This is a genomic window from Clostridium thermobutyricum DSM 4928, from assembly GCF_002050515.1.
GTDB lineage: Bacteria > Bacillota > Clostridia > Clostridiales > Clostridiaceae > Clostridium > Clostridium thermobutyricum.
Window position 1 is genome coordinate 104,316 of record NZ_LTAY01000103.1, and the last position, 23,493, is coordinate 127,808.

Annotated in this window: 17 protein-coding genes; 4 read left to right on the forward strand and 13 right to left on the reverse strand. The window is 27.8% G+C overall.

The genetic code is table 11. The features are described from left to right. Window positions 1-90: 90 nt before the first annotated feature. From nifJ to gdhA, 9 genes are all read right to left on the reverse strand, one after another. The gene (gene nifJ, locus CLTHE_RS15625; protein ID WP_080024207.1) at window positions 91-3,600 is read right to left on the reverse strand and encodes a pyruvate:ferredoxin (flavodoxin) oxidoreductase; all 3,510 of its coding nucleotides are present in this window, start codon (window positions 3,598-3,600) and stop codon (window positions 91-93) included. 335 nt (window positions 3,601-3,935) lie between these two features. Next, entirely contained in the window at window positions 3,936-5,018 is a 1,083-nt protein-coding gene (locus CLTHE_RS15630) for an undecaprenyldiphospho-muramoylpentapeptide beta-N-acetylglucosaminyltransferase (protein WP_080024208.1), read from the reverse strand. A gap of 23 nt (window positions 5,019-5,041) precedes the next feature. Then, entirely contained in the window at window positions 5,042-6,805 is a 1,764-nt protein-coding gene (recJ, locus tag CLTHE_RS15635) for a single-stranded-DNA-specific exonuclease RecJ (protein ID WP_080024209.1), read from the reverse strand. A 10-nt stretch (window positions 6,806-6,815) separates the two neighbouring features. After that, window positions 6,816-7,364, reverse strand: a complete 549-nt coding sequence (locus tag CLTHE_RS15640) for a DJ-1 family glyoxalase III (RefSeq protein WP_080024210.1) — start codon at window positions 7,362-7,364, stop codon at window positions 6,816-6,818. Window positions 7,365-7,375: 11 nt separating this feature from the next. Further along, window positions 7,376-10,258, reverse strand: coding sequence for a DNA topoisomerase IV subunit A (locus tag CLTHE_RS15645; protein ID WP_080024211.1), 2,883 nt, complete (start codon window positions 10,256-10,258; stop codon window positions 7,376-7,378). 18 nt (window positions 10,259-10,276) lie between these two features. Then, window positions 10,277-12,220, reverse strand: a complete 1,944-nt coding sequence (locus CLTHE_RS15650; RefSeq protein WP_080024212.1) for a DNA gyrase/topoisomerase IV subunit B — start codon at window positions 12,218-12,220, stop codon at window positions 10,277-10,279. 18 nt (window positions 12,221-12,238) lie between these two features. After that, window positions 12,239-13,273, reverse strand: coding sequence for a tRNA 2-selenouridine(34) synthase MnmH (gene mnmH / locus CLTHE_RS15655; RefSeq protein ID WP_080024213.1), 1,035 nt, complete (start codon window positions 13,271-13,273; stop codon window positions 12,239-12,241). Between the two features lie 104 nt (window positions 13,274-13,377). Further along, a complete protein-coding gene (locus tag CLTHE_RS15660; RefSeq protein WP_080024214.1) occupies window positions 13,378-14,766 on the reverse strand; it encodes a glycosyltransferase family 2 protein in 1,389 nt (462 codons plus the stop codon). Window positions 14,767-14,983: 217 nt separating this feature from the next. After that, on the reverse strand, window positions 14,984-16,330 hold the full coding sequence (gene gdhA / locus CLTHE_RS15665) for an NADP-specific glutamate dehydrogenase (RefSeq protein ID WP_080024215.1): 1,347 nt from the start codon (window positions 16,328-16,330) through the stop codon (window positions 14,984-14,986). 221 nt (window positions 16,331-16,551) lie between these two features. Between gdhA and uvsE the strand changes: the two genes are divergently transcribed. Further along, window positions 16,552-17,784 carry a UV DNA damage repair endonuclease UvsE gene (gene uvsE / locus CLTHE_RS15670; RefSeq protein WP_080024216.1) on the forward strand — a complete coding sequence of 411 codons (1,233 nt, stop codon included), beginning with the start codon at window positions 16,552-16,554 and terminating at the stop codon, window positions 17,782-17,784. Window positions 17,785-17,813: 29 nt separating this feature from the next. Here uvsE and CLTHE_RS15675 read toward each other — a convergent pair whose 3' ends face one another. The 3 genes from CLTHE_RS15675 to CLTHE_RS15685 all read right to left on the reverse strand — a co-directional run bounded on the left by CLTHE_RS15675 (window position 17,814) and on the right by CLTHE_RS15685 (window position 20,736). Next, window positions 17,814-18,413, reverse strand: coding sequence for a DUF2238 domain-containing protein (locus CLTHE_RS15675; protein WP_080024217.1), 600 nt, complete (start codon window positions 18,411-18,413; stop codon window positions 17,814-17,816). 104 nt (window positions 18,414-18,517) lie between these two features. Further along, window positions 18,518-20,308, reverse strand: coding sequence for an oligoendopeptidase F (gene pepF, locus CLTHE_RS15680; RefSeq protein ID WP_080024218.1), 1,791 nt, complete (start codon window positions 20,306-20,308; stop codon window positions 18,518-18,520). A 23-nt stretch (window positions 20,309-20,331) separates the two neighbouring features. Continuing rightward, window positions 20,332-20,736 carry a DUF6762 family protein gene (locus CLTHE_RS15685; protein ID WP_080024219.1) on the reverse strand — a complete coding sequence of 135 codons (405 nt, stop codon included), beginning with the start codon at window positions 20,734-20,736 and terminating at the stop codon, window positions 20,332-20,334. Window positions 20,737-20,912: 176 nt separating this feature from the next. Between CLTHE_RS15685 and CLTHE_RS15690 the strand changes: the two genes are divergently transcribed. From CLTHE_RS15690 to CLTHE_RS15700, 3 genes are all read left to right on the forward strand, one after another. Beyond that, entirely contained in the window at window positions 20,913-21,284 is a 372-nt protein-coding gene (locus CLTHE_RS15690) for a hypothetical protein (RefSeq protein WP_080024220.1), read from the forward strand. Window positions 21,285-21,355: 71 nt separating this feature from the next. Continuing rightward, entirely contained in the window at window positions 21,356-22,027 is a 672-nt protein-coding gene (locus CLTHE_RS15695; protein ID WP_080024221.1) for a metal ABC transporter ATP-binding protein, read from the forward strand. Window positions 22,028-22,038: 11 nt separating this feature from the next. After that, the gene (locus CLTHE_RS15700; RefSeq protein WP_080024222.1) at window positions 22,039-22,833 is read left to right on the forward strand and encodes a metal ABC transporter permease; all 795 of its coding nucleotides are present in this window, start codon (window positions 22,039-22,041) and stop codon (window positions 22,831-22,833) included. A gap of 43 nt (window positions 22,834-22,876) precedes the next feature. Here the strand turns inward: CLTHE_RS15700 and CLTHE_RS15705 are convergent, their stop codons facing one another. Next, a complete protein-coding gene (locus tag CLTHE_RS15705; protein ID WP_080024223.1) occupies window positions 22,877-23,287 on the reverse strand; it encodes a Fur family transcriptional regulator in 411 nt (136 codons plus the stop codon). Window positions 23,288-23,493: the final 206 nt, after the last annotated feature.

Sequence of the window (23,493 nt, forward strand, 5' to 3'; positions counted from 1 at the left end):
TTCCATATTAAGTTCTAAAATTTCATTTAACTTTAGATTTAAATGAAAAAAGAACCTAGATTATAATCTAGGTTCTTTATATATTAAAGATTATTTTCCAGCTAACTTTTTGTAACCTTCTAATCTTTCCATTGCATCTTTGTAAGTTTTTTCAAATAATGCTTCTGCAGCTTCTGGGAATGCTTTAGCAAGTGAAGCATATCTAACTTCTCCCATTAAGAATTCTTTGAAGTCTCCAGTTGGTTCTTTTGAATCTAAAGTGAATGGATTTTTACCTTCATCTTTTAATGCTGGGTTAAATCTGTATAATTGCCAGTATCCACAATCAACAGCTTTTTTAGCTTCTACTAAGCTGTTACCCATACCAATCTTAATTCCGTGGCTAATACATGGAGCATAACCTATAATTAATGATGGTCCTGGATATGCTTCAGCTTCAGCTATAGCTTTAAGAACTTGGTTCTTATCAGCTCCCATTGAAACTTGTGCAACATATACATATCCGTAAGACATTGCAATCATTCCTAAATCTTTCTTCTTAGTTCTCTTACCAGCAGCAGCAAATTTAGCTATTGCAGCAGTTGGAGTAGATTTTGATGATTGACCACCTGTATTTGAATAGATTTCTGTATCAAATACGAATATATTAATATCTTCACCTGAAGCAAGAACATGGTCAACTCCACCGAATCCGATGTCATAAGCCCATCCGTCTCCTCCAAATATCCATTGTGATGGTTTTATTAAGAAGTCTTTTTCAGCTAAGATTTCTTTAGCTAATTGATTATCTGAACCTTCTAAAGCAGCTACAACTCTATCAGCTCTTTCTCTAGTTCCTTCACCAACTTCTACTTGGCTTAACCAAGCTTCTAAAGCTTCTTTAGCTTCACCAGTTAATACTTTTACAGCTTCTGTAGCTTTTTCTACAAGTCTTTCTCTTATAGTCTTAGCTCCTAAGAACATACCTAATCCGAATTCAGCATTATCTTCAAATAATGAGTTAGCCCAAGCTGGACCGAATCCTTTGTGGTTAACTGTATATGGAGTAGCAGGAGCTGATCCTCCCCAAATTGATGAACATCCAGTAGCGTTTGCTATCATCATTCTGTCTCCAAATAATTGAGTTACCATTTTAGCATATGCAGTTTCTCCACATCCAGCACAAGCTCCTGAGAACTCAAGTAATGGTTGCTCGAATTGGCTTCCTTTTAAAGTTGTTTTCTTCATTGGATTAGCTTTTGCTGAAACTTTTTCTATAGCGTAATCCCAGTTAGCTATTTCAGCTTCTTGAGTGTGAGCTGGTTTCATAACAAGTGCTTTTCCTGGTGCTGGACAAGCTACAGCACAACAGCTACATCCTGTACAATCAAGTGGAGTAACTTGGATTCTGTATCCCATTTCTTCTTCTGATTTAATTCCTTTAGCTGGAACTATAGTCATTCCTTCAGGTGCATTAGCTTTTTCTGATGCATTGAATAAGAATGGTCTTATAGCAGCATGAGGACATACTACAGCACATTGGTTACATTGAATACACTTATCAGCATCCCATTCAGGAACATTAACAGCGATTCCTCTTTTTTCATAAGCAGCAGTTCCTGCTTCGAAAGTACCATCTACCATATCCATTAATGTTGAAACTGGTAAATCAAATCCTTCTTGTTTGTTCATTGGTTCAACTATTTTCTTAACGAATTCAGTTTTCTTGTGGTGATCTTCTACAACTTCATCTTTAGCGTCTTTCCATGAAGCTGGTACATTTATTTCTACTATTGATTCAATTCCTTTATCTATAGCAGCATTGTTCATATCAACAACTTTCTGACCTTTTTTACCGTATGAAGTAACAACAGCGTCTTTTAAGTATTTAACTGCATCTTCAACTGGGATAATGTTAGCTAACTTGAAGAAAGCTGATTGCATTATCATGTTGATTCTTCCACCTAATCCAATTTCTTGAGCTATAGCAACAGCATTTAAAGTATAGAACTTAATGTTGTTTTCAGCTATATATCTCTTATATGATCCTGGTAAGTGTTCTTCTACTTCTTCTGGTGTCCATATTGTATTTAATAAGAATGTTCCATTTTTCTTTAATCCATCTAGAACATTATATTTGTGAACATAAGCTTGGTTGTGACATGCAACAAAATCAGCTTTATCAATTAAATAAGGAGATTTGATTGCTTTTTTACCAAATCTTAAGTGTGATACTGTTATACCACCAGATTTTTTTGAATCGTATGCAAAGTATCCTTGAGCATACATGTCAGTGTGGTCACCGATAATTTTGATAGCACTTTTGTTAGCACCAACAGTACCATCTGATCCAAGTCCCCAGAACTTACATGCAGTAGTTCCTTCTGGAGTTGCATCTATATCTTCATGTACTTCTAATGAAGTATTTGTTACATCATCATTAATTGCAAGTGTGAATCCATCTTTTGGTTCTGCTTTAGTTAAATTTTCATATACTGCAGCAATATGTGATGGGTTAGGGTCTTTTGATCCTAGTCCGAATCTTCCACCAACGATTACTGGAGCATTTTCATCACCATAGAATGCACTCTTAACATCTAAGTATAATGGTTCTCCTGCTGATCCTGGTTCTTTAGTTTTATCTAAAACAGCAATTTTCTTAACTGTTGTTGGTATAGCTGCTTTTAATCTCTTAACGTCAAATGGTCTATAAAGTCTTACTTTAACTACCCCAACTTTTTGTCCATTAGCATTTAAGTAATCAACAGTTTCTTCACATACGTCTGTAACTGATCCCATAGCTACGATAACTCTGTCTGCATCTTTTGCTCCATAGTAATCGAAACAGTGGTATTCTCTTCCTGTTAATTTAGTTATTTCAGCCATGTATCCTTCAACGATATCTGGAACTGCATTGTAGAATTTATTAACTGCTTCTCTTGTTTGGAAGTAGATATCTGGGTTTTGAGCTGTTCCTCTTGTTACTGGATGACTTGGGTTTAATGCATTTGCTCTGAAAGCATTTAAAGCATCCCAATCAACTAATTCTTTTAATTCTTCATGTTCTATAACTTCTACTTTTTGTATTTCATGTGAAGTTCTGAATCCATCAAAGAAGTTTAAGAATGGAATTCTTGATTTGATTGCTGCTAAGTGAGCAACTGCTGATAAATCCATTACTTCTTGAACTGAACCTTCTGCAAGCATTGCAAAACCTGTTTGTCTTGCTGCCATAACGTCTTGGTGATCTCCAAAAATACTTAATGAAGATGTAGCTAATGCTCTAGCTGATACATGGAATACTCCTGGAAGTAATTCTCCTGAAATTTTATACATATTTGGTATCATTAATAATAAACCTTGAGAAGCAGTGTAAGTAGTTGTTAATGCTCCTGCTTGTAATGATCCGTGAACTGCTCCAGCAGCACCTGCTTCTGATTGCATTTCCATAACCTTTACTGGTTGACCGAATATGTTTTTCATTCCTTTAGCAACCCACTCATCTACGTGTTCTGCCATTGGTGATGATGGTGTAATTGGGAATATTGCTGCAACTTCTGTAAAAGCATATGAAATATGAGCTGCTGCAGTATTACCGTCCATTGTTTTCATTTTTCTCATCGCGTGACCCCTCTTTCATTATAAAAAATTTATAAATTTAGAAAATTTAACTCTAAATAAGCGACATTTATTTAGAATTTTTTATAATAAATAAAATTCAATTTTAAGAAACTTTAAGTTAGTAAAATTTAATTTTATTTAATAATAAATGGCTAATATTAAAAAAATATTTATCCACAGAACATTTTTTTAATATTTCACTATAAAAATAGGTACTATTTTGCACCTACTCTTATAGTTTTACCCATCCTCTTTATTATATATCACTTTTTTATTTTTGCAAGTTTTGCTTGAAAATACTTTGTATTTTTTTACATTTTACTTTTATTGATATTTTACTTACGTTTACTCTCTATAGTACTAGTTATAACGCGTATTATCTCTTTAACTCCGTCATTCATATTACTTTTATTCATAGAGTCAATTAAATTTTGTTTACTGTTTTTTAACATTAACACATTCTTTACTAATCCAGTTTTCGCTAATTCCTCTTCTTCTACAGCTAAGGCAAATCCTTCTTTTTTAAATGAGTTTGCATTTAATATTTGATCTCCTCTACTTTGATTTCTTGATAATGGAATTAAAAGAGTAGGTTTTCTTAAAGCTAAAAATTCAAATATAGAGTTTGCCCCAGCTCTAGAAATTATATAATCTGCTGCTTGCATTAAGTTAGGTAACTCTTCTCTTACATATTCAAATTGTTTATAACCATTTATTCCTTCTAAATTTTTATCTAAATTTCCTTTTCCACATATATGAATTATGTTATTATCTTTTAATAATTCTTGTAAATTTTCTCTTATTCCATCATTTATCACTTTAGCTCCTAGACTTCCTCCCATTGCTAAAATAATATCTTTATCATCTTTAAATCCACAAGCTTCTTTTCCAAGTATTTTTGATCCTTTTAAAATTTCTCTTCTTATTGGGCTTCCGGTTAAAATTCCTTTATTATTTTTTACATGTTTTAAGCTTTCTCTAAATGTTACACATAATTTATCACAAAATGGTGATGCAAGTTTATTTGCAAGTCCTGGAGTCATATCTGATTCATGTGCAATAACAGGAATTTTTTTTATTGAAGCTGCTATTACCACTGGTACAGTTACAAATCCTCCTTTTGAAAATATTATGTCTGGCTTCTCTTTTCCAAGTATCCTTAATGCTTGAGCTACCCCTTTAGCTACTTTAAATGGATCAGTAAAGTTCTTTATATCAAAATATCTTCTAAGTTTTCCAGATGATATTCCATAATAAGGAATTCCCTCTTTTTTTATAATATCTTTTTCCATTCCATCTTTACTACCAATATATTTTATTTCAAAATCTAATTCTTTAAGAGCTGGTACTAATGCAAGATTTGGTGTTACATGTCCTGCTGTCCCGCCTCCTGTCATTATTATCTTATATTTACTCAAAAAATATCCTCTCCTTAATTTTTCTAAAATCTAAAGCTTTTTATTCCTAATTGAATAGTTTTTTTATTATTAAATTCATTTATTTCTGGATAATAAATTATATCCATTTCAAAATCACAGTATCCAATATCTTGAAGCTTTAAAAATTCTTCTTCTCCAAAGGCATTTTCATACGCCTCTTTAAAATCATAAAATTTAGTAAAATTTACTCCATCTATAGTTTTACCATTTTTCATAGATATTTTAAACCTTAAAAAATTTTTTTCTTTTCCCATAAATATAACTCTTTTTACATTAATATTTTTAGCACCAAAACTTGGCATTCCATTTCCTTTTCCGAAAGGCCTCATTCTCTCCAACTCTTCAATTATTTCAAAATCTAAATATTCTATAGAAAGTGCTGTATCTAAATGAGTTTTAGGAATTATATCTTCTTCTGTTAATTCACAATTCATATTTAATTCTTTTCTTAATTTTAATATATTCTCTTCTTTTAAAGATAAACCTGCCGCCATTGGATGTCCACCAAATTTCTCCATTAAATTTTTACACTTACTAAGTTCTTCAAACATATTGTATTCTTCTATAGATCTTCCAGATCCTTTTGGCATATCTTTTCCTTTTGTTAAAACTATAGTTGGAAGATTATATCTTTCTCGTATTCTTCCTGCAACTATTCCTGCAATACTTTCATGTATAGTCCCTTCATAAACTACTATAACTTTATCTCCATCTTTAAGTTCTTTCTCAACTTTTTCTGTTACTTTTTCTACGCTCTCTATAGTTAAATCTTGTCTTGTTATATTTAAATCATTTAATTTTTCAGCTAATTCTTTTGCTCTATCTTCATTTTCTGTAATTAAAAGCTCTACTGATATGTCTGCTATTTCTAATCTTCCTGTAGCATTTATACAAGGCCCTATAACAAATCCAAAATGATATTCATTTATTTCTTTATCATTTAAGTTTTTGATTTTTATAAGCTCTTTTAATCCTAAATTTTTAGTATTATTTATTAATTCTAAAGCTTTTTTAACTATTATTCTATTTTCGTCTAAAAGATCAACAACATCACATACAGTTGCTATTCCAACACATTCTAAAAGTTCTATTTCTTCACCTTGAATTCCAAACTCTTTATATAAAGCTTGAATAAGTTTAAAGCTTACTCCTGCTCCACAAAGACTTTTAAAAGGATATTTACAATCTTCTCTCTTAGGATTTATTATTGCATCTGCTTTAGGCATCTTTTTTGTTTTAACCCCATTTTCATCTACAATAGGTATATCATGATGATCTGTTAAAACTACTGTTAATCCTAATTCTTTTGCTAACTCTACTTCTTCGAATGCAGAAATTCCATTATCGCAAGTTAATATTATTTCTGCTCCTTCTTCTTTAAGAATTCTTATCCTTTCTTTATTCATACCATAACCTTCTGATTCTCTATTTGGTATATGATAAGTAAAATTAGCACCTAATTTTTTTAATCCTTTATATAAAGTTGCTGTACTACAAACTCCATCACAATCATAATCTCCATAAATAACAATTCTTTTTTGATTTTTAATTGCATCTTTTAATATTTCTACACCCTTCTCTAAATCTTTTAGAAGATAACTATCATGCATATCATTTATATCTCCATAAAGAAAAAGAGAAGCTACTTCTTTACTATCAATTCCTCTATTACTTAAAAGTCTTAATGTCAATTTTCCCTCATTAAGCTCATTAGATAACTTTTGGAATTCTGTCTTTTTATTCTTTAAAAGCCACTTCTCTTTCATTATTTACCACCTATCTAATTTTATAAAGCATTCCTTTTTCTAAATTTATCGCTTCATCTTCATAATCTAATTCTCTTAAAATTGTATATGAAAATTCCATTGCTGTTGCTGGACCTCTACTAGTTATTATATTTTCATCTATAACTACTTTATCTTCTTTATAGTTTACTTCATTTTCTCTTTCTAATGCATTAGGATATGAAGTAACATTTTTCTCTTTTATTAAACCTGCTTTTTCTAAGACTATTGGTGCTGCACAAATAGCAGCCAATTTTTTTCCTTTCTTATACATTGATTGTATAATTTCTATTACTTGTTCATTATCTCTTAAATTAGCAGCTCCAGGCATTCCTCCTGGTAAAACTACCATATCATAATTTTTTATTTCTTCACTTAATAAACAATCTGCTTTTACAGATATTTTATGAGAGCCTTGAACTTCAATATCATTTATTGATACCATTTTACAATCTACATTTGCCCTTCTTAAAATATCTACAACTGTTAAAGCCTCAATCTCTTCAAATCCGTTAGCTAATAAAACAGCTACTTTTTTCATGAACATCACCTCTATTTTATTAATTGAACTGATTTTATTTCATCATCCATAGTAAGTTCAACTACACTTGCACCTCTTCCTGCTCTATTTTGTAGTTTTAACATACCAACTATTATTATATCCTCTTTTTTATTTTTAGTAGTTACAGAAAGTTTATATTCATCATTTTCCATATATTTTGCATAAACAACTTCTTCACCATCTTTTAATGTTATTCCTGTAACTCCTGATGTAAATTTACCCATAGCACTTACTCCATCAACTGGGAACTTAATAGCTACACCTTTTTTTGTTACCATTACTATATTTCCCATTTCTAATGGGTTTATTAAAACCATTATAACTCTATCATCTACTGATTTTAATTTATAATATCCTTGAGTTACATAATCTCCATCAAATTCCTTAAGTGATGTTTTCTTTATTATACCTTTTTTAGTTATAGCATACACTCCTAACTCCTCAGTATAATTTTTAATAGAAGTTATTTTTATTATTTTTTCATCTTTCTCTAATCCATCTATTACATCACTTAATTTAAGATCTTCTTTTATAACATTTTGAACTAAAAATGTTTTTATTTTAAACATATTTCCTTTATCTGTGAATAATAATAAATCACTTAATGTATCTGTATATGTTTTTAATTCATCATTTCTACTAATTCTACTTGAAAGTTTTAATACATTTTTATTTCCTAATGCTATTCCAAACTCTTTAAACTCTAATTCTTTTATATATTCATATTCTATAACTTTATCTTCTTTTGATAAATTAAATAAATATGTTCCTAAAATATTTCTTGGTTGATTTTTAACTTCTCCAATTTCTAATTGGAATTCCAATCCTAAAGCTGTTTTAACTCTTAAGAAATCTTCTTTATTTTCACCTTCAAAGAGAGTTGCTTTAACCACTTCTTCATCTTCTTTAAGTTTTATTGCTTGAAGTTTAGTATAATTTGTTTTGAAATTATCTAAAGAAGTATTTTTTATCATTCCTGTATTAGTTATAAATTGAATATAGTTATTTTGATTTAAAGTAGTAACTGAAATTGTATTAATTATCTTTTCTTCATCTAAATTAAATCCTTTAATTATATTTTCTATTCTTTCACCTTTATCTTTCCATTTACCTTCTGGAATATTTATGCCTCTAATTTGATACATATTTCCCTTATCTGTAAATATTAAAAGTGTATCTCTAGTATTAGATTCAATTAAAAATCTTAAGAAATCGCCTTCTCTATAGTCAATTTCATTAGCATCTGCATTAGATCTAATATAATTTTTATAAGGTATTCTTTTTATAAACCCATCATTTGACATTGTAATCATAACATCTTCAACAACTACTAATTCTTCTACATCAATTTTTGCTTCACTATCATCTTCAATTATAGCTGTTCTACGATTATCTCTATATTTTTCTGTAATTTCTACTAATTCTTTTTTTATAACTTTAAGCAATTCTTTTTCATTACTTAAAATTTTTCTTAATCTTTTTATAGTTTTTTCTAATTCTGCATATTCTTTTTTGTATATATTTATTTCTAGTCCAGTTAATCTATATAGCATCATTTCTAAGATAGCATTTGCTTGTATTTCACTAAATTCAAATTCATTCATTAAATTTACACAAGCATCTTTTTTAGATTTTGACTCTCTTATAGTTTTTATAACTTGGTCTAAAACATCAATTGCTTTAATAAATCCTTCTACTATATGAAATCTTTTTTCAGCAAGTTCTAATTCTTTTTTAGTCCTTCTTGTAACTATATCTTTTTGATGAGTAACATAATGCTCTATTATAGTTTTTAATCCCATTTTTTCAGGTTTACCATCAGCTAAGGCAACCATATTAAAACTTATATTACATTGAAGATCTGTTTTCTTAAAAAGATATTTTAAAACTTTATCTACTGTTTTTTCATCTGCTGCTTTTTTAAATTCTATTACTGCTCTTATACCATTTCTATCAGATTCATCTCTAATATCAGTAATACTTTCTAAAACTTTAGAATGCTTTTTATCACCTGTCATTTCTGATATAGTTTGAAGAATTTTTGCTTTATTTCTTCTATACGGAAATTCATTTATTACTATTCCAAGTCTTCCATTTTCTAATGTTTCAATACTTGTTTTAGCTCTATAACTAACTTTTCCATCTCCAGTTTCATAAGCAGAAAGAAGCGAATTCTTTCCTATAAGAATTCCTCCTGTTGGAAGATCAGGGCCTTTTATATATTCCATAAGACCTTTTGTATCTATATCATTGTTATCTATATATGCAAGTATTCCTTCAGTTACTTCTCCTAAATTATGTGGTGGTATATTAGTTGCAAGTCCTACTGCTATACCAAATGCTCCATTTACAAGTAAATTTGGATATCTACTTGGCAATACTTTAGGTTCCATTTCGCTATCAGAATAGTTAGGTACCATATCTACTGTATCTTTATCTATATCTCTAAGCATTTCCATAGCCATATTTGAAAGCCTAGCTTCTGTATATCTCATGGCCGCTGCTCCATCTCCATCTTGTGAACCCCAGTTACCATGACCGTCAATAAGTGGATTTCTAGTACTAAAATCTTGAGCTAAAATTACCATAGCATCATATACTGATGTATCTCCATGAGGATGATATTTTCCTAATATATCCCCAACTATTCTTGCTGATTTATAGTAAGGTCTATCCGGAAAAGCCTTTAAGATATGAGCCCCGTAAAGTATTCTTCTATGAACTGGCTTAAGACCATCTCTTACATCTGGAAGTGCTCTATCTTTGGCAACTTCTATTGCATATGGAAGATAGTTATCTGGCATTGCTTCTTCAAGAGGCACTCTTATAATATTTTTATCTATTGGTATTGTATTACTTATTTTCTTTGCCATAAAAAATTCCTTTCTTAATTAAAATTCGCCATATTTATACATATACTTTCTTCTTGGCTCTACTATGTCTCCCATTAAAAGAGAAACCATTTTTTCAGCTTTTGCTGCATCTTCAATAGTAACTTGAAGTAATGTTCTTGTTTCTGGGTTTAAAGTTGTATCCCAAAGCTGATCTGGATTCATCTCTCCAAGTCCTTTATATCTTTGAATTAAAGCTCCTTTTCCAATTTTCTTTTTAACCTCTTCTAGTTCTTCATCTGTATATGCATATTCAAATACTTCTTTATTTTTAACTTTTTTATATACTTTATAAAGAGGAGGCTGAGCTAAATAAAGATGACCATTTGCAATTAAAGGCCTCATATATCTATAAACATATGTCATCCAAAGTGTTCTTATATGATATCCATCTACATCAGCATCACTCATTATTATTATTTTGTTATATTTTAAATCTTCTTCGCTATAATTATCTAATGTCCCTGTTCCAAGAGCAGTATTAAATATTTTAAGTTCTTCTGAAGCAAGTACATTTTCCAATTTTTGCTTTTCCGTATTCATTATTTTACCTTTTGAAGGCATTATACTTTGGAATCTTCTATCTCTTGCTTGTTTTACTGATCCTCCAGCTGAATCTCCCTCTACAACAATAAATTCATTGTAAGTTTTATCTTTTCCAGTACAAACTGCAACTTTTCCTGCAAGTGGAGCTGTACCTTTTCCTATTTTTTTCTTTTCAGCTTCATTTATTTTTTTAATTTTTTCTCTTCTTTGGGCAGCTGATAGTGCATTATTAATTATTTTTGTTCCTAATTCTTTATTATCTTCTATCCATTCTCCAAGCTTAGTATAGGCAAGCTCATTCATCATAGTATAAGCCTCATTATTTCCAAGCTTAGTTTTAGTTTGTCCTTCAAAAACTGGATTTGAAATCTTTATTCTGACTATTGCAGTCATTCCTTCTCTTAAATCATCACCTTCAAAATCTTTTTCTTTTTCTTTAACTATTCCAAGTTTTCTTGCCCATTCTTTAAAAGCTCTTGTCATTCCAGTTTTAAAACCAGTTTCATGAGTTCCTGCTTCAGTTGTAGGAATATTATTAACATAACTAGCTATGTTATCTGTAGTAGAATCTGTAAATTGCATACAAACTTCTCCCTCCATAGCTATTCCTCCAATTTCTTTTCCACCTTCAAATAAAATTGGATCTTTATGAAGAGGTGTTTTACTTTCATTTAAGTATTCAATAAAATCTAAAAGTCCTCTTTCTGAATAATATTCTTTTTTAATTTGTTCATCTTTACGATTATCTATAAGCTCAAGTCTCATTCCTTTGTTTTGGAATGCAAGTTCTTGTAACCTTTCATCTATTATGTCAAACTTAAAATCAGTTACTTGGAATACATCTTTATCAGGTAAAAATGTTACTTTAGTTCCAGTATCCTTACATTTTCCTATTTCTTCTAAAGCAGTTACTGGAGTTCCTGGCATAATCTTATTTAGTTCTTTATCAAATGCATATTCAAATCTTTGCTTATATATTTTTCCATTTTGATGAACTTCAACTTCTACCCATTTTGAAAGAGCATTAACTACAGCTGCACCAACTCCATGAAGTCCTCCTGAAGTTTTATAATTTTTATTATCAAATTTTCCTCCTGTATGTAATTCTGTATATACCATTTCTACTCCACTTTTTTTCTTTATTGGATGTATTCCTGTAGGTATACCACGACCATTATCCATTACAGTTACACTTTTATCTTTATTTAATATTATAGTTGCCTTATTACCATATCCATTTGATATTTCATCTATAGCATTATCTAATATTTCCCACACACAATGATGAAGCCCTTTTGTTCCTGTTGACCCAATATACATTCCAGGTCTAACTCTAACTGGCTCTAATTTTTCTAAAGACGTCAGAGACGTAACATCATATGAATTTTTATTTTCCATATATATTTTCCTCCATTACTAAATCATTTGATTATATACTTCTATAATACTTGAAAGAGTTTCTTCTCTATTTTTATTTTCGATAATTTTTATAAATTGTTTTTTACCAAATCCATTCATATACATTGGATCATAATAATTTAACATAAGATTTATACAAGCTTCTTTATAGTTTCCTTCTTCTATCATTTTCTTATACTCTTCAACTTTTTTATAACTTAAATATTTTTTTATATTTTCCAATGCTTTTATTAATTCTCTTATACTATTTTCATCTTTTATATATTCTTTAATTAAAATATCACATCTATTTTCTATTGAATCTTCAATCCAGATTTTTTCCCCTTTCATCATATTGTTCCAAATAGAATCAGGAATTATTATTCTTCCTATTCTTTTACTTTCACCTTCAACAAATACAATATCGCTTTTTCTATTTAAAAGCTTATGGAAAACTTCTGTCTCAAAAGTTTTTTGTGTATTACAATCACCTAAAGATACTGAACCTAAAAGAGATCCTCTATGATTTGCTGCTCCTTCCAAGTCTAAAATATCAAAACCTCTTCTTTCTAATTCCTTTAAGTATTCTGTTTTACCTACACCTGTTTTACCATACAATACTATAAATTTTACATTTTTTGTAATCTTATCGAAATTTTCATTTATATATCTTCTATATTCTCTATATCCACCTTTTAATTTATAAACCTTTATTCCTAAAGAATATAAAAGAGAATGTATACTACTACTTCTCATTCCTCCTCTAGCACAAAAAATAACAACTTTCTTTTTTTCTACTGAATATAATCTTTGGAATTGTTCAAAAATTTCAGGTAATCTTTTACTTATGTATTCTATACCTTTACTTCTTGCTTCTTCAACACTACTTCTTACATATAAAGTTCCAACCATTTCACGTTCATCATCAAGAAGTACTGGTATATTTATAGCTCCTTTAATTGTAGAAGCTTTATATTCTTTTGGACTTCTTACATCTACAAAAACACAATCTTTTTCATGCATTACTTCTTCATATTCCACTATATTAAACATTTTCTTACCTCGTTCTCTTTAATCTCTATATTTTATCATAGCTTAACTTAAAAAAAAATCAATAAAATATTCAAGGTCTACCTTTCGGTAGACCTTGAAAAACTTTATAAGTCACATATTTCAACATTTCTTACATGTTTTGTATGACTCCATTCTTTCTTATTTTTATTGGCAATTCCTTGTATTGTAATTGGAATCCAAGAAAGTGTATATAATCCATATAATAAAAATCTATAGAATAATTTAAAATTATTGATTCCTAATATTACAAGAGTTAATACTAAGAACACTACATTATATGCCACTTCAACTATTATCCAAGAATAAACTGATGGTATAAGTGATGATAATACAGGTACAAAAAATACATTTAATGAATATAAAAACATCATCACAAAGAATCCATTAGATACTTTTTTCTCTAATTTAAGTACTAATGGTGTAATTAAGAATTGGGCAACTATAAATACTTTCCAACCAACATCGCTAAACATACTAGTTATAGTAAATACTCCGGATGTATGTAAAGTGCTTTGAACAAGAGTCAATACTGCTGATATACCTAATAGTAATGTTACAAATGGCTGCATTACATATAAAGCACAATCAAATATATACCATTTTTTCTCTTTTATTGCTTTCTTAGTTAATTTAAAGAAATATCTTGAAGCTACATCTGCAAACCCTTGCATCCATCTTTTTCTTTGAGCCCAAGACTGCTTTAATGTTAATGGCTTTTCATCAAATATTTTTGCATCATGAGCCCAACCAACTTTTTCTCCATTTGATACTAGCTTACAAGTAAACTCTAAATCTTCAGTTAAGCAAGTTGCTCCCCAACCTAACTCTTTTAGAATACTTACATCAATAGCAAATCCTGTTCCCCCAAGTTGATTAGAAAAACCTACATTTCTTCTTGCTAACTGGAACATTCTATTTTGTGACCAGAAAGCTATTGAATATGACATTGTTATCCAAGAATCATTTGGATTTTTACTATCAATATATCCTTGTACAACTTTATATCCTTCTGACATCTTTGAATTTATTTCTTTCAAGAAGTCTTCATGGACTAAATTGTCCGCATCAAAAATACAAATAGCATCATACTGTTCTTCCATTTCAAAAAGATTTGAGAACATCCATTCTAAAGCATATCCTTTTCCTTTTTTTTCTTTATTGAATCTTTCAAATACATTTGCTCCATGTTTTCTAGCAATTTCTGCAGTTTTATCTGTGCAATTATCAGCTATAACAAATACATCATATAATTCTTTTGGATAATTAAGCTTTGCCATACTATCCACTATTCCAGATATAACTACTTCTTCATTATGTGCAGCTACTAACATTGCAAACTTTTTCTTTGGTGTATAGTCTTTTATATCTTTTTTTCTACCTAGACCTATAAATCCTAAAACTAAATAGTACATTGTGATTAAAAAAACCAATAACTGAAACACAGCAGTTACACCGTAAACAACGTTTCCCATTAAATTCACTCCTAAATGACAAATGGAAATTATTTCCCCATTCATTTCTTCTATTTTCTTTATAAATGTACGTCCTTTTAAATATAATTCAAGATAGTTTAAAAATCAAGTGTATAAATCTTATTTTTACCTTATTTTTAATTAATAATTTCTTAATATTCGTAAATAAAAAAAGATAACCTAATCTATACTTTAGGTTACCCTTTTTTATTTAATTTTAAACTATCCCTTGTGCCATCATTGCATCTGCTACTTTTAAGAATCCTGATATATTTGCTCCAACAACTATATTTCCTTCTTTCCCATATTCTTTAGCAGCTAAACTTGCATTTAAATAAATATTTTTCATTATAGCTTTTAATTTTTCATCTACTTCTTCTTTAGACCAAGATAACCTCATACTATTTTGTGACATTTCTAGTGCTGAACATGCTACTCCACCTGCGTTTGCAGCTTTAGCAGGTCCAAACATAATTTTATTTTCTAATAATAAATCTATACCTTCTAAAGTCGTAGGCATATTAGCTCCTTCTGAAACACATATAACTCCATTTTTAACTAACTTTTCTGCATCCTCTTTATTAATTTCTCCTTGAGTTGCACATGGAAGAGCTATATCACATTTAACATTCCATATATTCCTACATCCTTCTACATATGTTGCATCTTTTACATAGTCTAAATATTCTTTTATTCTTCCTCTTTTAACTTCTTTTATTTCTTTGACAACATCTAAATTTATTCCATTTTCATCATAAACATATCCATTTGAATCACTTAAAGCTACAACTTTTGCTCCAAGTTCTGTTGCTTTTTCTGTTGCATAAATTGCTACATTTCCTGAACCTGATATTACAACTGTCTTTCCAGAAAAGCTTTCTCCATTATCTTTTAACATTTCCTCAGTGAAATAAACAAGTCCATATCCTGTAGCTTCTGTTCTACCTAAACTTCCACCATAAGTTAATCCCTTACCTGTTAATACTCCTTGAGTATTTAATCCTGTTAACTTTTTATAATATCCATACATATAACCTATTTCTCTTCCACCTACTCCTATATCCCCAGCAGGTACATCAATATCACTTCCTATATGTTTGCATAATTCAGCCATGAAGCTTTGACAAAATCTCATTATTTCTCCATCTGATTTTCCTTTTGGATCAAAATCTGATCCTCCTTTACCTCCGCCTATTGGTAATCCTGTTAATGAGTTTTTGAATATTTGCTCAAATCCTAAAAACTTTATAATACTTGCATTAACTGATGGGTGAAATCTTAATCCTCCTTTATAAGGCCCTATAGCACTATTAAATTGAATTCTAAAACCTCTATTTACTTGGACATTACCTTTATCATCTACCCAAGGAACTCTAAACATTATTTGTCTTTCAGGTTCCACAATTCTCTCTAATAATCCATTTTCTATAAATTTAGGATTTTTATCAAATACAGGCACCAAAGAATTTAACACTTCAGTTATAGCATCAATAAATTCTTTTTCTCCAGCATTTCTTTTTTTTACTTTATCTAGTACTTCAGTTACATATTGTTTTCCATCCATGGTAAAACCCCCTTTTTATTAGTTAACTATATAATACATCTTTTTTCTATTTTTTTCTATAAAAATCAAATTTTATGATATAAGTTTGTTACTTTATTAATTTAACCCCTTTATTTTTATCAATTTACAAATTAAATATTTCTCTAACTTTTTTGAATTATATATATTTTTTTTGGAATTATATATATATAATTTACTATTACTTTAAGGAGGAGAACCTTATGAAAATTGGATATCCTTGTATTCCCTTAGGCGTTTCATATAAAACAACTAGAAAATTTTTATTGAAAAATTATAACGAAGAACTTCTCTATTCATGTATAGATAATAATCTAGATGATTTATTAAATATATTAAAATATAACAAATCAAATAATATACTTATGTTTAGAATAAGTTCTGATATTATTCCTTTTGGAAGTCATGAAATAAATCTTCTAGACTGGAAAAAAGAATTTTCAAATAAACTTTTAGAAATTGGAAAGTATGCAAAAGATAATAATATTAGATTATCAATGCATCCTGGACAATATACTGTAATAAACTCTCCTGATTTAAATATTTTAAAGAGATCTATAGCTGACTTAAAATATCATTGTGATTTTTTAGATTCTTTAGGAATAGATAAAAAAAATAAAATAATTTTACATGTTGGTGGAGTTTATGGAGATAAAATTTCTGCAATTGAAAGGTTTATACAAACATATAAATCTTTAGACAAAAATATATTAGATAGATTGATAATAGAAAATGATGAAAAAAATTATTCTTTAGACGATCTTTTAAATATTTCTCATAGATGTAATGTACCAATAGTGTTTGATAATTTACATCATTTCTGTTATGAAGGTTCAATTGATATAAAAAATGCTTTAAAAAGTGCTTTTTCCACTTGGAATTATGATGATGGACCTCCTAAAGTTCATTATAGTGAACAAGACAAAAATAAGCGTTTAGGTTCCCATTCTCAAAGCATAGATATTAACAATGTAAAAGAATATATAGATGCTTCTGATGGACTAGATTTTGATGTTATGATTGAAGTTAAAGATAAAGATTTTTCTGCTTTTAAGTTTAACAATTTTATCGAATTTAAAGATAAAATTATTCCTTTCGAAATGGCAAATAAAGAATTTAATAGATATAAATATTATTTACTTCAAAGATCTTTAGACCACTTTAATACTGGTAGAGACCTTCTGTTTAATGAAGGATTTTATAAATTTTATTCTTTCCTTGATAAATCTATTTATGATGATATATCTACTGAATTAAGTTTAAAGGCTTTCAAAGACTTTAAAGAAAACTTTAGTCATTTGAAAACTACAGAAGAAAATTATTTGAACAAATTATTTTTATCAAAAGATTTAAAGAAAATAAAAGATTATTTTTTAAAATTATCTTTACGTTATAAAATTCCTAATATATTAGAAAATTATTTTTTATTCTTTTAAAAAAGAGTGTGCTTTTAAACACACTCTTTTTATATATCCTTTAAAAATTCATCTATTAATTTAACATTTTTTCCTTTAGCAAATTTAATTATTGGAAAAAGAACTATAATTCCCCCTAATGTTCCAAGTATCATATCCCACATAGTATCATTTAATCCATTTTGAGCAGTTAATCCAAATATACTATCAGTTGTAAACTCCCATATCTCCCAAGCACCTGCTATTGATAACAAAAACATTATTATAAATATTATTAATCTTTTTATATCTATTTCTTTTTTATCTTTTATATTAAACATTTTTATATAGGAACCCAAGCCTATAAATCCTAATATAACACCTGATAATAAGTGTAACATCTTATCATAATTTTCTACTCCATAAAAATTCCAAACATTTGCTAAATACATAGAAATAAAAATAAAAAATAATGCTATTCTATATATTATTTTAGAATTTTTAAAAAAAGTTTTTTTATAAATTAAATTTAGTCCTAAAATTGTGATTGCAATTAGCGCTAATCTAGGTAATTTCTCTCCACCTCTATAAAAAATATCATAAACTGATGTTATTCCTAATATTAAATAAAATATAATTGTTAATTTACTATTTAATTTCAACTCTCTCATATTTTCTCTCCTTTATTTAATAATTTATTTTTCCCTTTTAGTTAATAATTTAAAGGAGAACATTTAAAAATTTTTATATGCTCTCCTTAATCAATATTTATTTATTATATTTCATTTTCTAACATATCTAATAATTCATTAAATCTCTTTATAGTCTTTTCTAATGGCATTGGAGTAGTCATGTCAACTCCTGAATTTCTTAAAATGTTTATTGGATAATCTGAACCTCCACTTTTTAAGAATTTCTTATATTTAGAAACTGCATCTTTTTCTCCATTTAAGATTGAATTTGAAAATGCTGAAGCTGCTGCATATCCTGTAGCATATTGATAAACATAGAAATCTGAATAGAAGTGAGGTATTCTTGCCCATTCTATATCTATTTCTTCATCAACTATCATATCTTCTCCAAAATAATTTACATTTAATTCATGCCATTTTTTACAATAATCTTCTGCAGTAAGAGGATTACCTTCTTCTATCATTTTGTGAGTATAATATTCAAATTCTGCAAACATTAACTGTCTAAACACTGTTGTTCTTATTTGTTCTAACTCTTGATTTATAAGATATAATCTCTTATTTTTATCTTTTTCATTTCTTATTAAATAATTTATAAGTAATGATTCGTTAGTTGTTGATGCAACTTCTGCACAGAATAATGTATATCCACCATATATATATGGTTGTTCTTTATGTGAATAGTATGAATGAATTGAATGTCCCATTTCATGAGCTAAAGTTGATACATCATTTAAATCATAATTATAATTTAAAAGTACATAAGGCATAGTATCATATGTTCCCCATGAATATGCTCCACCTCTCTTACCTTCATTTTCATATTTATCTATCCAACCATTTTTTATTCCACTTTTAAAGATATCTAAATATTCTTCTCCTAATGGCTCTAATGCTTTAATTACAATTTCAACTGCTTTATCAAATTCAATATGTTCTTTTTCTATTTCTATAACAGGAACATATAAATCATACATATGCATTTCTTCTAGACCTAAAAGTTTTTTCTTTAATCTAACATATCTATGAAGTGATGGAAGATGTTTATTTATAGTTTCAATTGCTTCTTCATAAACTTTAACTGGAATATTATTAGGTTTTAAAGATGCTTCTAAAGCTGAACTATATTTTCTTGTTTTAGCCATAAAATTAAAATTCTTTATTGAGGAAGTTAATGTTGTTCCTAAAGTATTTTTTATTTTTGTATATTCATTAAATAATGCTTTAAACGCTTCTCTTCTAACATTTACATCTTTTGAACGAATAAATGAAGCATAATTTCCTTCTGTAAGTCTTACTAATTCACCTTTTTCATTTTTAACTTTTGGAAAAGTCATATCTGCATTAGTAAGAATTCCATGTATGTTACTTGGTCCTTCTAAACAATCTGAAACACTTGCAAGCATCTCTTCAATTTCTTTAGATAAAACATGATCTTTTTCAGCTAAAATAGATTTAAACATGAAATCATATAATTTTAATTCTTCTTTTTCATTAAGCATTTTATTTATATTTTCTTCTCCAATGCTTAATATCTCTGGTATAAAGAAAGCTCCATAGCTTGAAAGCTCAGCCATATAGCTATCAGCTTTATTCATTCTTCCTTGATTTTGGTTATCTCCAGTATTTTCATCACTTTTTAGATGTGAATATACAAGTATTTTTTCTGCTTCTCTTGATATTTTTTCATCTAGCTTTAAAAATTCTAATAAAGTTTCACTATCATTAAGCTTTCCTTCGTATTCTTTAATTTTAATTCCTTCTTTTTTTAAAGTTTCAAAGGCTTTTTCCCATTCTTCTGAATTTTTATATATTTTTTCAATATCCCACTTATCCTCTTTTTTTATTTCTGATCTTTTTTTAAGTTCTTCCATAAATAAAATCTCCTTTTAAAATCTTATTCTTCAGTATATTCTTCTTTTTTATCTTTTATCTCTTCGAATACTTTATTCATCTCATCTTTAATTAAAGATATAACTTCAGAAATTTTTTCACTCATTTCTGAAAAATCCTCTACATATGGAAACTTAACTATGTATGTTGGATTATATTCTTCTAAATCTTCTTCTATTTCATATCCCTTTTCTTTAAATGCATCTACATTAAAAAGATCATATATAGCAGAAAATTCCCATTCTTCTACATCTTTATTAGTATCAAATTTAACTATAACAACATCATTATCTACATAAAATCTTTTTACAAATAAAGCTCCTTCATCTACACTAAAACTTCCAAGCTCCTTTGATATAAAACCTGTTTCTTTATCTTTTTCCATTAAAACTAAACTTGAAAAATCCATTTATATATCTCCTTTTCCTCTTTTTCTAATAAGTTTATTTAATTCATTATAATGTTAAATCTACTCTAATATCAACTATACCTATTATTTTATTCTAATAAAATAATAATATTCTTTACTTATTGGAAAAATATGGTAATATTTAAGTATCTTTTATTTTAGGAGGTTATTATATTATGGTTGAACAATCAAAAGAAATTAAATTAAATAGACGTGAAAAAGCTAAAAAAAAGAAATTAAGACGAAGAAAAATATGTCTTTTAACTCTTGTTATAACTATTGCATTAATATCTTTATATTTTATAAATGTATACAGAATAAAACAAAAACTTAATTCTTCTGATACTGCTTTAAAATATTATATGGTTGATTCAAATGATTCTAAACTTACTAGAATTGATAATTCAGAACTTATATTTTCTCATGAAGATAAATCCATATACAACGTTTTTGGAATTAATGAAGATGAAGAATTTAAAATGTTTGAAGTATGCTTAAAAAAAAATAATTCTAAATGGAATATAGATTATTTAAAAGATATAAAATAGACTTTATTTCTTGCAAACAATTCGCATTTATGTTTATAATGATTAGTAAAGATTTTTAGGAGTTGATTTTTTTGATTGAAATAAATAACTTAACTTTTTCTTATACTGGAAAAAATCCATATCTTCTTAATGATGTATCATTAAATATAGAAAAAGGTATGTATGTTTCTATAGTTGGAGAAAATGGAAGCTGTAAAAGTACATTATTAAAATTAATTTTAGGACTTTTACATCCAGTGTCTGGAAATATAAATATAAATACTAAAAATATAGGTTATGTACCACAAAAACTAGAAAGTTTTAATTCACAATTTCCTATATCAGTTGAAGAAGTTCTTTTAAATCATTGTAAAGTAAATGGTATTAAAGATTTATCAAAGCTAAAAAAAGCCTTAAAAAAAGTTGATCTTTGTGATTTTAAACATAAACTTATTGGGAATCTTTCAGGTGGTCAACAACAGAGAGTTTTTATAGCTAGAGCCCTAATTGGTGATCCAGAACTTTTAATTTTAGATGAACCATCAACAGGTGTTGATTCAAAAAACCAAAAAAGTATCTATTCACTTCTTAAAGAATTAAATACTAATGGAAAAACTATAATTTCTGTTGAACATAATATAGACATAGCTTTATGCTACTCTACACACATAATAGAAGTAATTGAAGGATCTCCTAAACTTTACACTAAAGAAGAGTTTATAAAATATAAAACTTTTAACCGAGATAATATTATAGGAATGTAACGGGGGATCATATGTTTGAATTAGAATTCATGAAAAATGCTTTCATGGCAGGTGCTATTATTTCTGTACTTTGTCCATTTATAGGATTATTCCTTGTTTTAAGAAGGCATTCTATGATTGGAGACACTCTATCACACTCTTCCTTTGCTGGTGTTGCAATAGGATTAGTTGTAGGAGTAAATCCTTTAATAACAACTTTTTTATTTACTACTTTATGTGCTCTTATAATTGAATTTTTAAGAGGATACTATAAAAAATATGCTGAACTTGTAATGTCTATTGTTTTAACATTAAGTTTAGGTATAGCAATTGTATTAATCAGCAGTGGAAAAGCCTCTACAAGTGTTAACTCTTTTCTTTTTGGTAGCATTTTAACAGTAACTAAAGAAGATATCCTTCTTATATTAGCTACTGGTATAATTTCTTTATTAATACTTCTTTTCATATTTAACAAATTACTTTATGTTACTTTTGATGAAGAAGGCGCTAAAGTTGCTGGAATTAATGTAAAAAGAATAAATTATTTATTCACTATTATAATAAGTGCTACTATATCTATGTCTATAAGAATAATGGGTATTTTAGTTATTTCATCTATAATAGTAGTTCCAGTTGCAACCGCTATTCAACTTGAAAAGAATTTTAAAAAGACATTATTATTATCAATTCTTTTCGGATTTATTGATATAATTTTAGGTCTAGTAATTTCTTATTACATAGATAGCGCTCCTGGTGGTGCTATTGCTATAACATCTGTAATTACATTACTAGTAGTTTTAATTCTAAAAAGATTTTTAAAGAAATAAAATAAGCCATAGTTTTTGAAACTATGGCTTTTATTTTATAAAATTATTTTTTACAATTATCACATACGCCTTTCATTTTTAAGCTATGTTCAGTTAATGTAAATCCTGTCTTTTCTCTAACTATCTCCTCTATTTGCTTTAGTGGACATGGAACTTCAACTTCCTTATGACATATATCACACTCTAAAATATGTTTATGTGTCTTTTTATGTATTTTATATACTGAAACTCCATTTTCTAAAATAAATTTATCTAATATTTCTTTTTCTAAAAATATATCTAAAGTTCTATAAACTGTGCTTAAATTTATGTTTTTTCCACTACGTCTACAAATACTAAAAATTTCTTCAGCATTTAAACTAGTATCTTTTTTCTCTAGAAATATTTCTAATATTTCTTTCCTAGCCTTAGTTACTTTTAACTCTTTTAATTTCAAAATATTATTAGTATCCATAACCTTCTCCAATTCTTTATTTTATTATATCAATATTACCACTTTTCTTACATATTTTAAACATAAATGAATAAGAATAAACAAGGTTTTAATAATATTAAAATAAATATCAATTTTACTTTTTTTATATTCTGTGTATACTTTATATTATTTTTTTTATTTTTTTTATCTTTCCCTCTTTATTTTACAATAATAATGTTGTATAT

Excerpts from the sequence above, each read along its gene's own strand:
- gdhA (WP_080024215.1), bottom strand. The coding sequence starts at position 16,330 with ATGGATGGAAAACAATATGTAACTGAAGTACTAGATAAAGTAAAAAAA.
- CLTHE_RS15645 (WP_080024211.1), bottom strand. The coding sequence starts at position 10,258 with ATGGCAAAGAAAATAAGTAATACAATACCAATAGATAAAAATATTATA.
- CLTHE_RS15705 (WP_080024223.1), bottom strand. The coding sequence starts at position 23,287 with ATGGATACTAATAATATTTTGAAATTAAAAGAGTTAAAAGTAACTAAG.
- mnmH (WP_080024213.1), bottom strand. The coding sequence starts at position 13,273 with ATGTTTAATATAGTGGAATATGAAGAAGTAATGCATGAAAAAGATTGT.
- CLTHE_RS15700 (WP_080024222.1), top strand. The coding sequence starts at position 22,039 with ATGTTTGAATTAGAATTCATGAAAAATGCTTTCATGGCAGGTGCTATT.
- CLTHE_RS15660 (WP_080024214.1), bottom strand. The coding sequence starts at position 14,766 with ATGGGAAACGTTGTTTACGGTGTAACTGCTGTGTTTCAGTTATTGGTT.
- nifJ (WP_080024207.1), bottom strand. The coding sequence starts at position 3,600 with ATGAGAAAAATGAAAACAATGGACGGTAATACTGCAGCAGCTCATATT.
- uvsE (WP_080024216.1), top strand. The coding sequence starts at position 16,552 with ATGAAAATTGGATATCCTTGTATTCCCTTAGGCGTTTCATATAAAACA.
- recJ (WP_080024209.1), bottom strand. The coding sequence starts at position 6,805 with ATGAAAGAGAAGTGGCTTTTAAAGAATAAAAAGACAGAATTCCAAAAG.
- pepF (WP_080024218.1), bottom strand. The coding sequence starts at position 20,308 with ATGGAAGAACTTAAAAAAAGATCAGAAATAAAAAAAGAGGATAAGTGG.
- CLTHE_RS15650 (WP_080024212.1), bottom strand. The coding sequence starts at position 12,220 with ATGGAAAATAAAAATTCATATGATGTTACGTCTCTGACGTCTTTAGAA.
- CLTHE_RS15690 (WP_080024220.1), top strand. The coding sequence starts at position 20,913 with ATGGTTGAACAATCAAAAGAAATTAAATTAAATAGACGTGAAAAAGCT.
- CLTHE_RS15640 (WP_080024210.1), bottom strand. The coding sequence starts at position 7,364 with ATGAAAAAAGTAGCTGTTTTATTAGCTAACGGATTTGAAGAGATTGAG.
- CLTHE_RS15675 (WP_080024217.1), bottom strand. The coding sequence starts at position 18,413 with ATGAGAGAGTTGAAATTAAATAGTAAATTAACAATTATATTTTATTTA.
- CLTHE_RS15685 (WP_080024219.1), bottom strand. The coding sequence starts at position 20,736 with ATGGATTTTTCAAGTTTAGTTTTAATGGAAAAAGATAAAGAAACAGGT.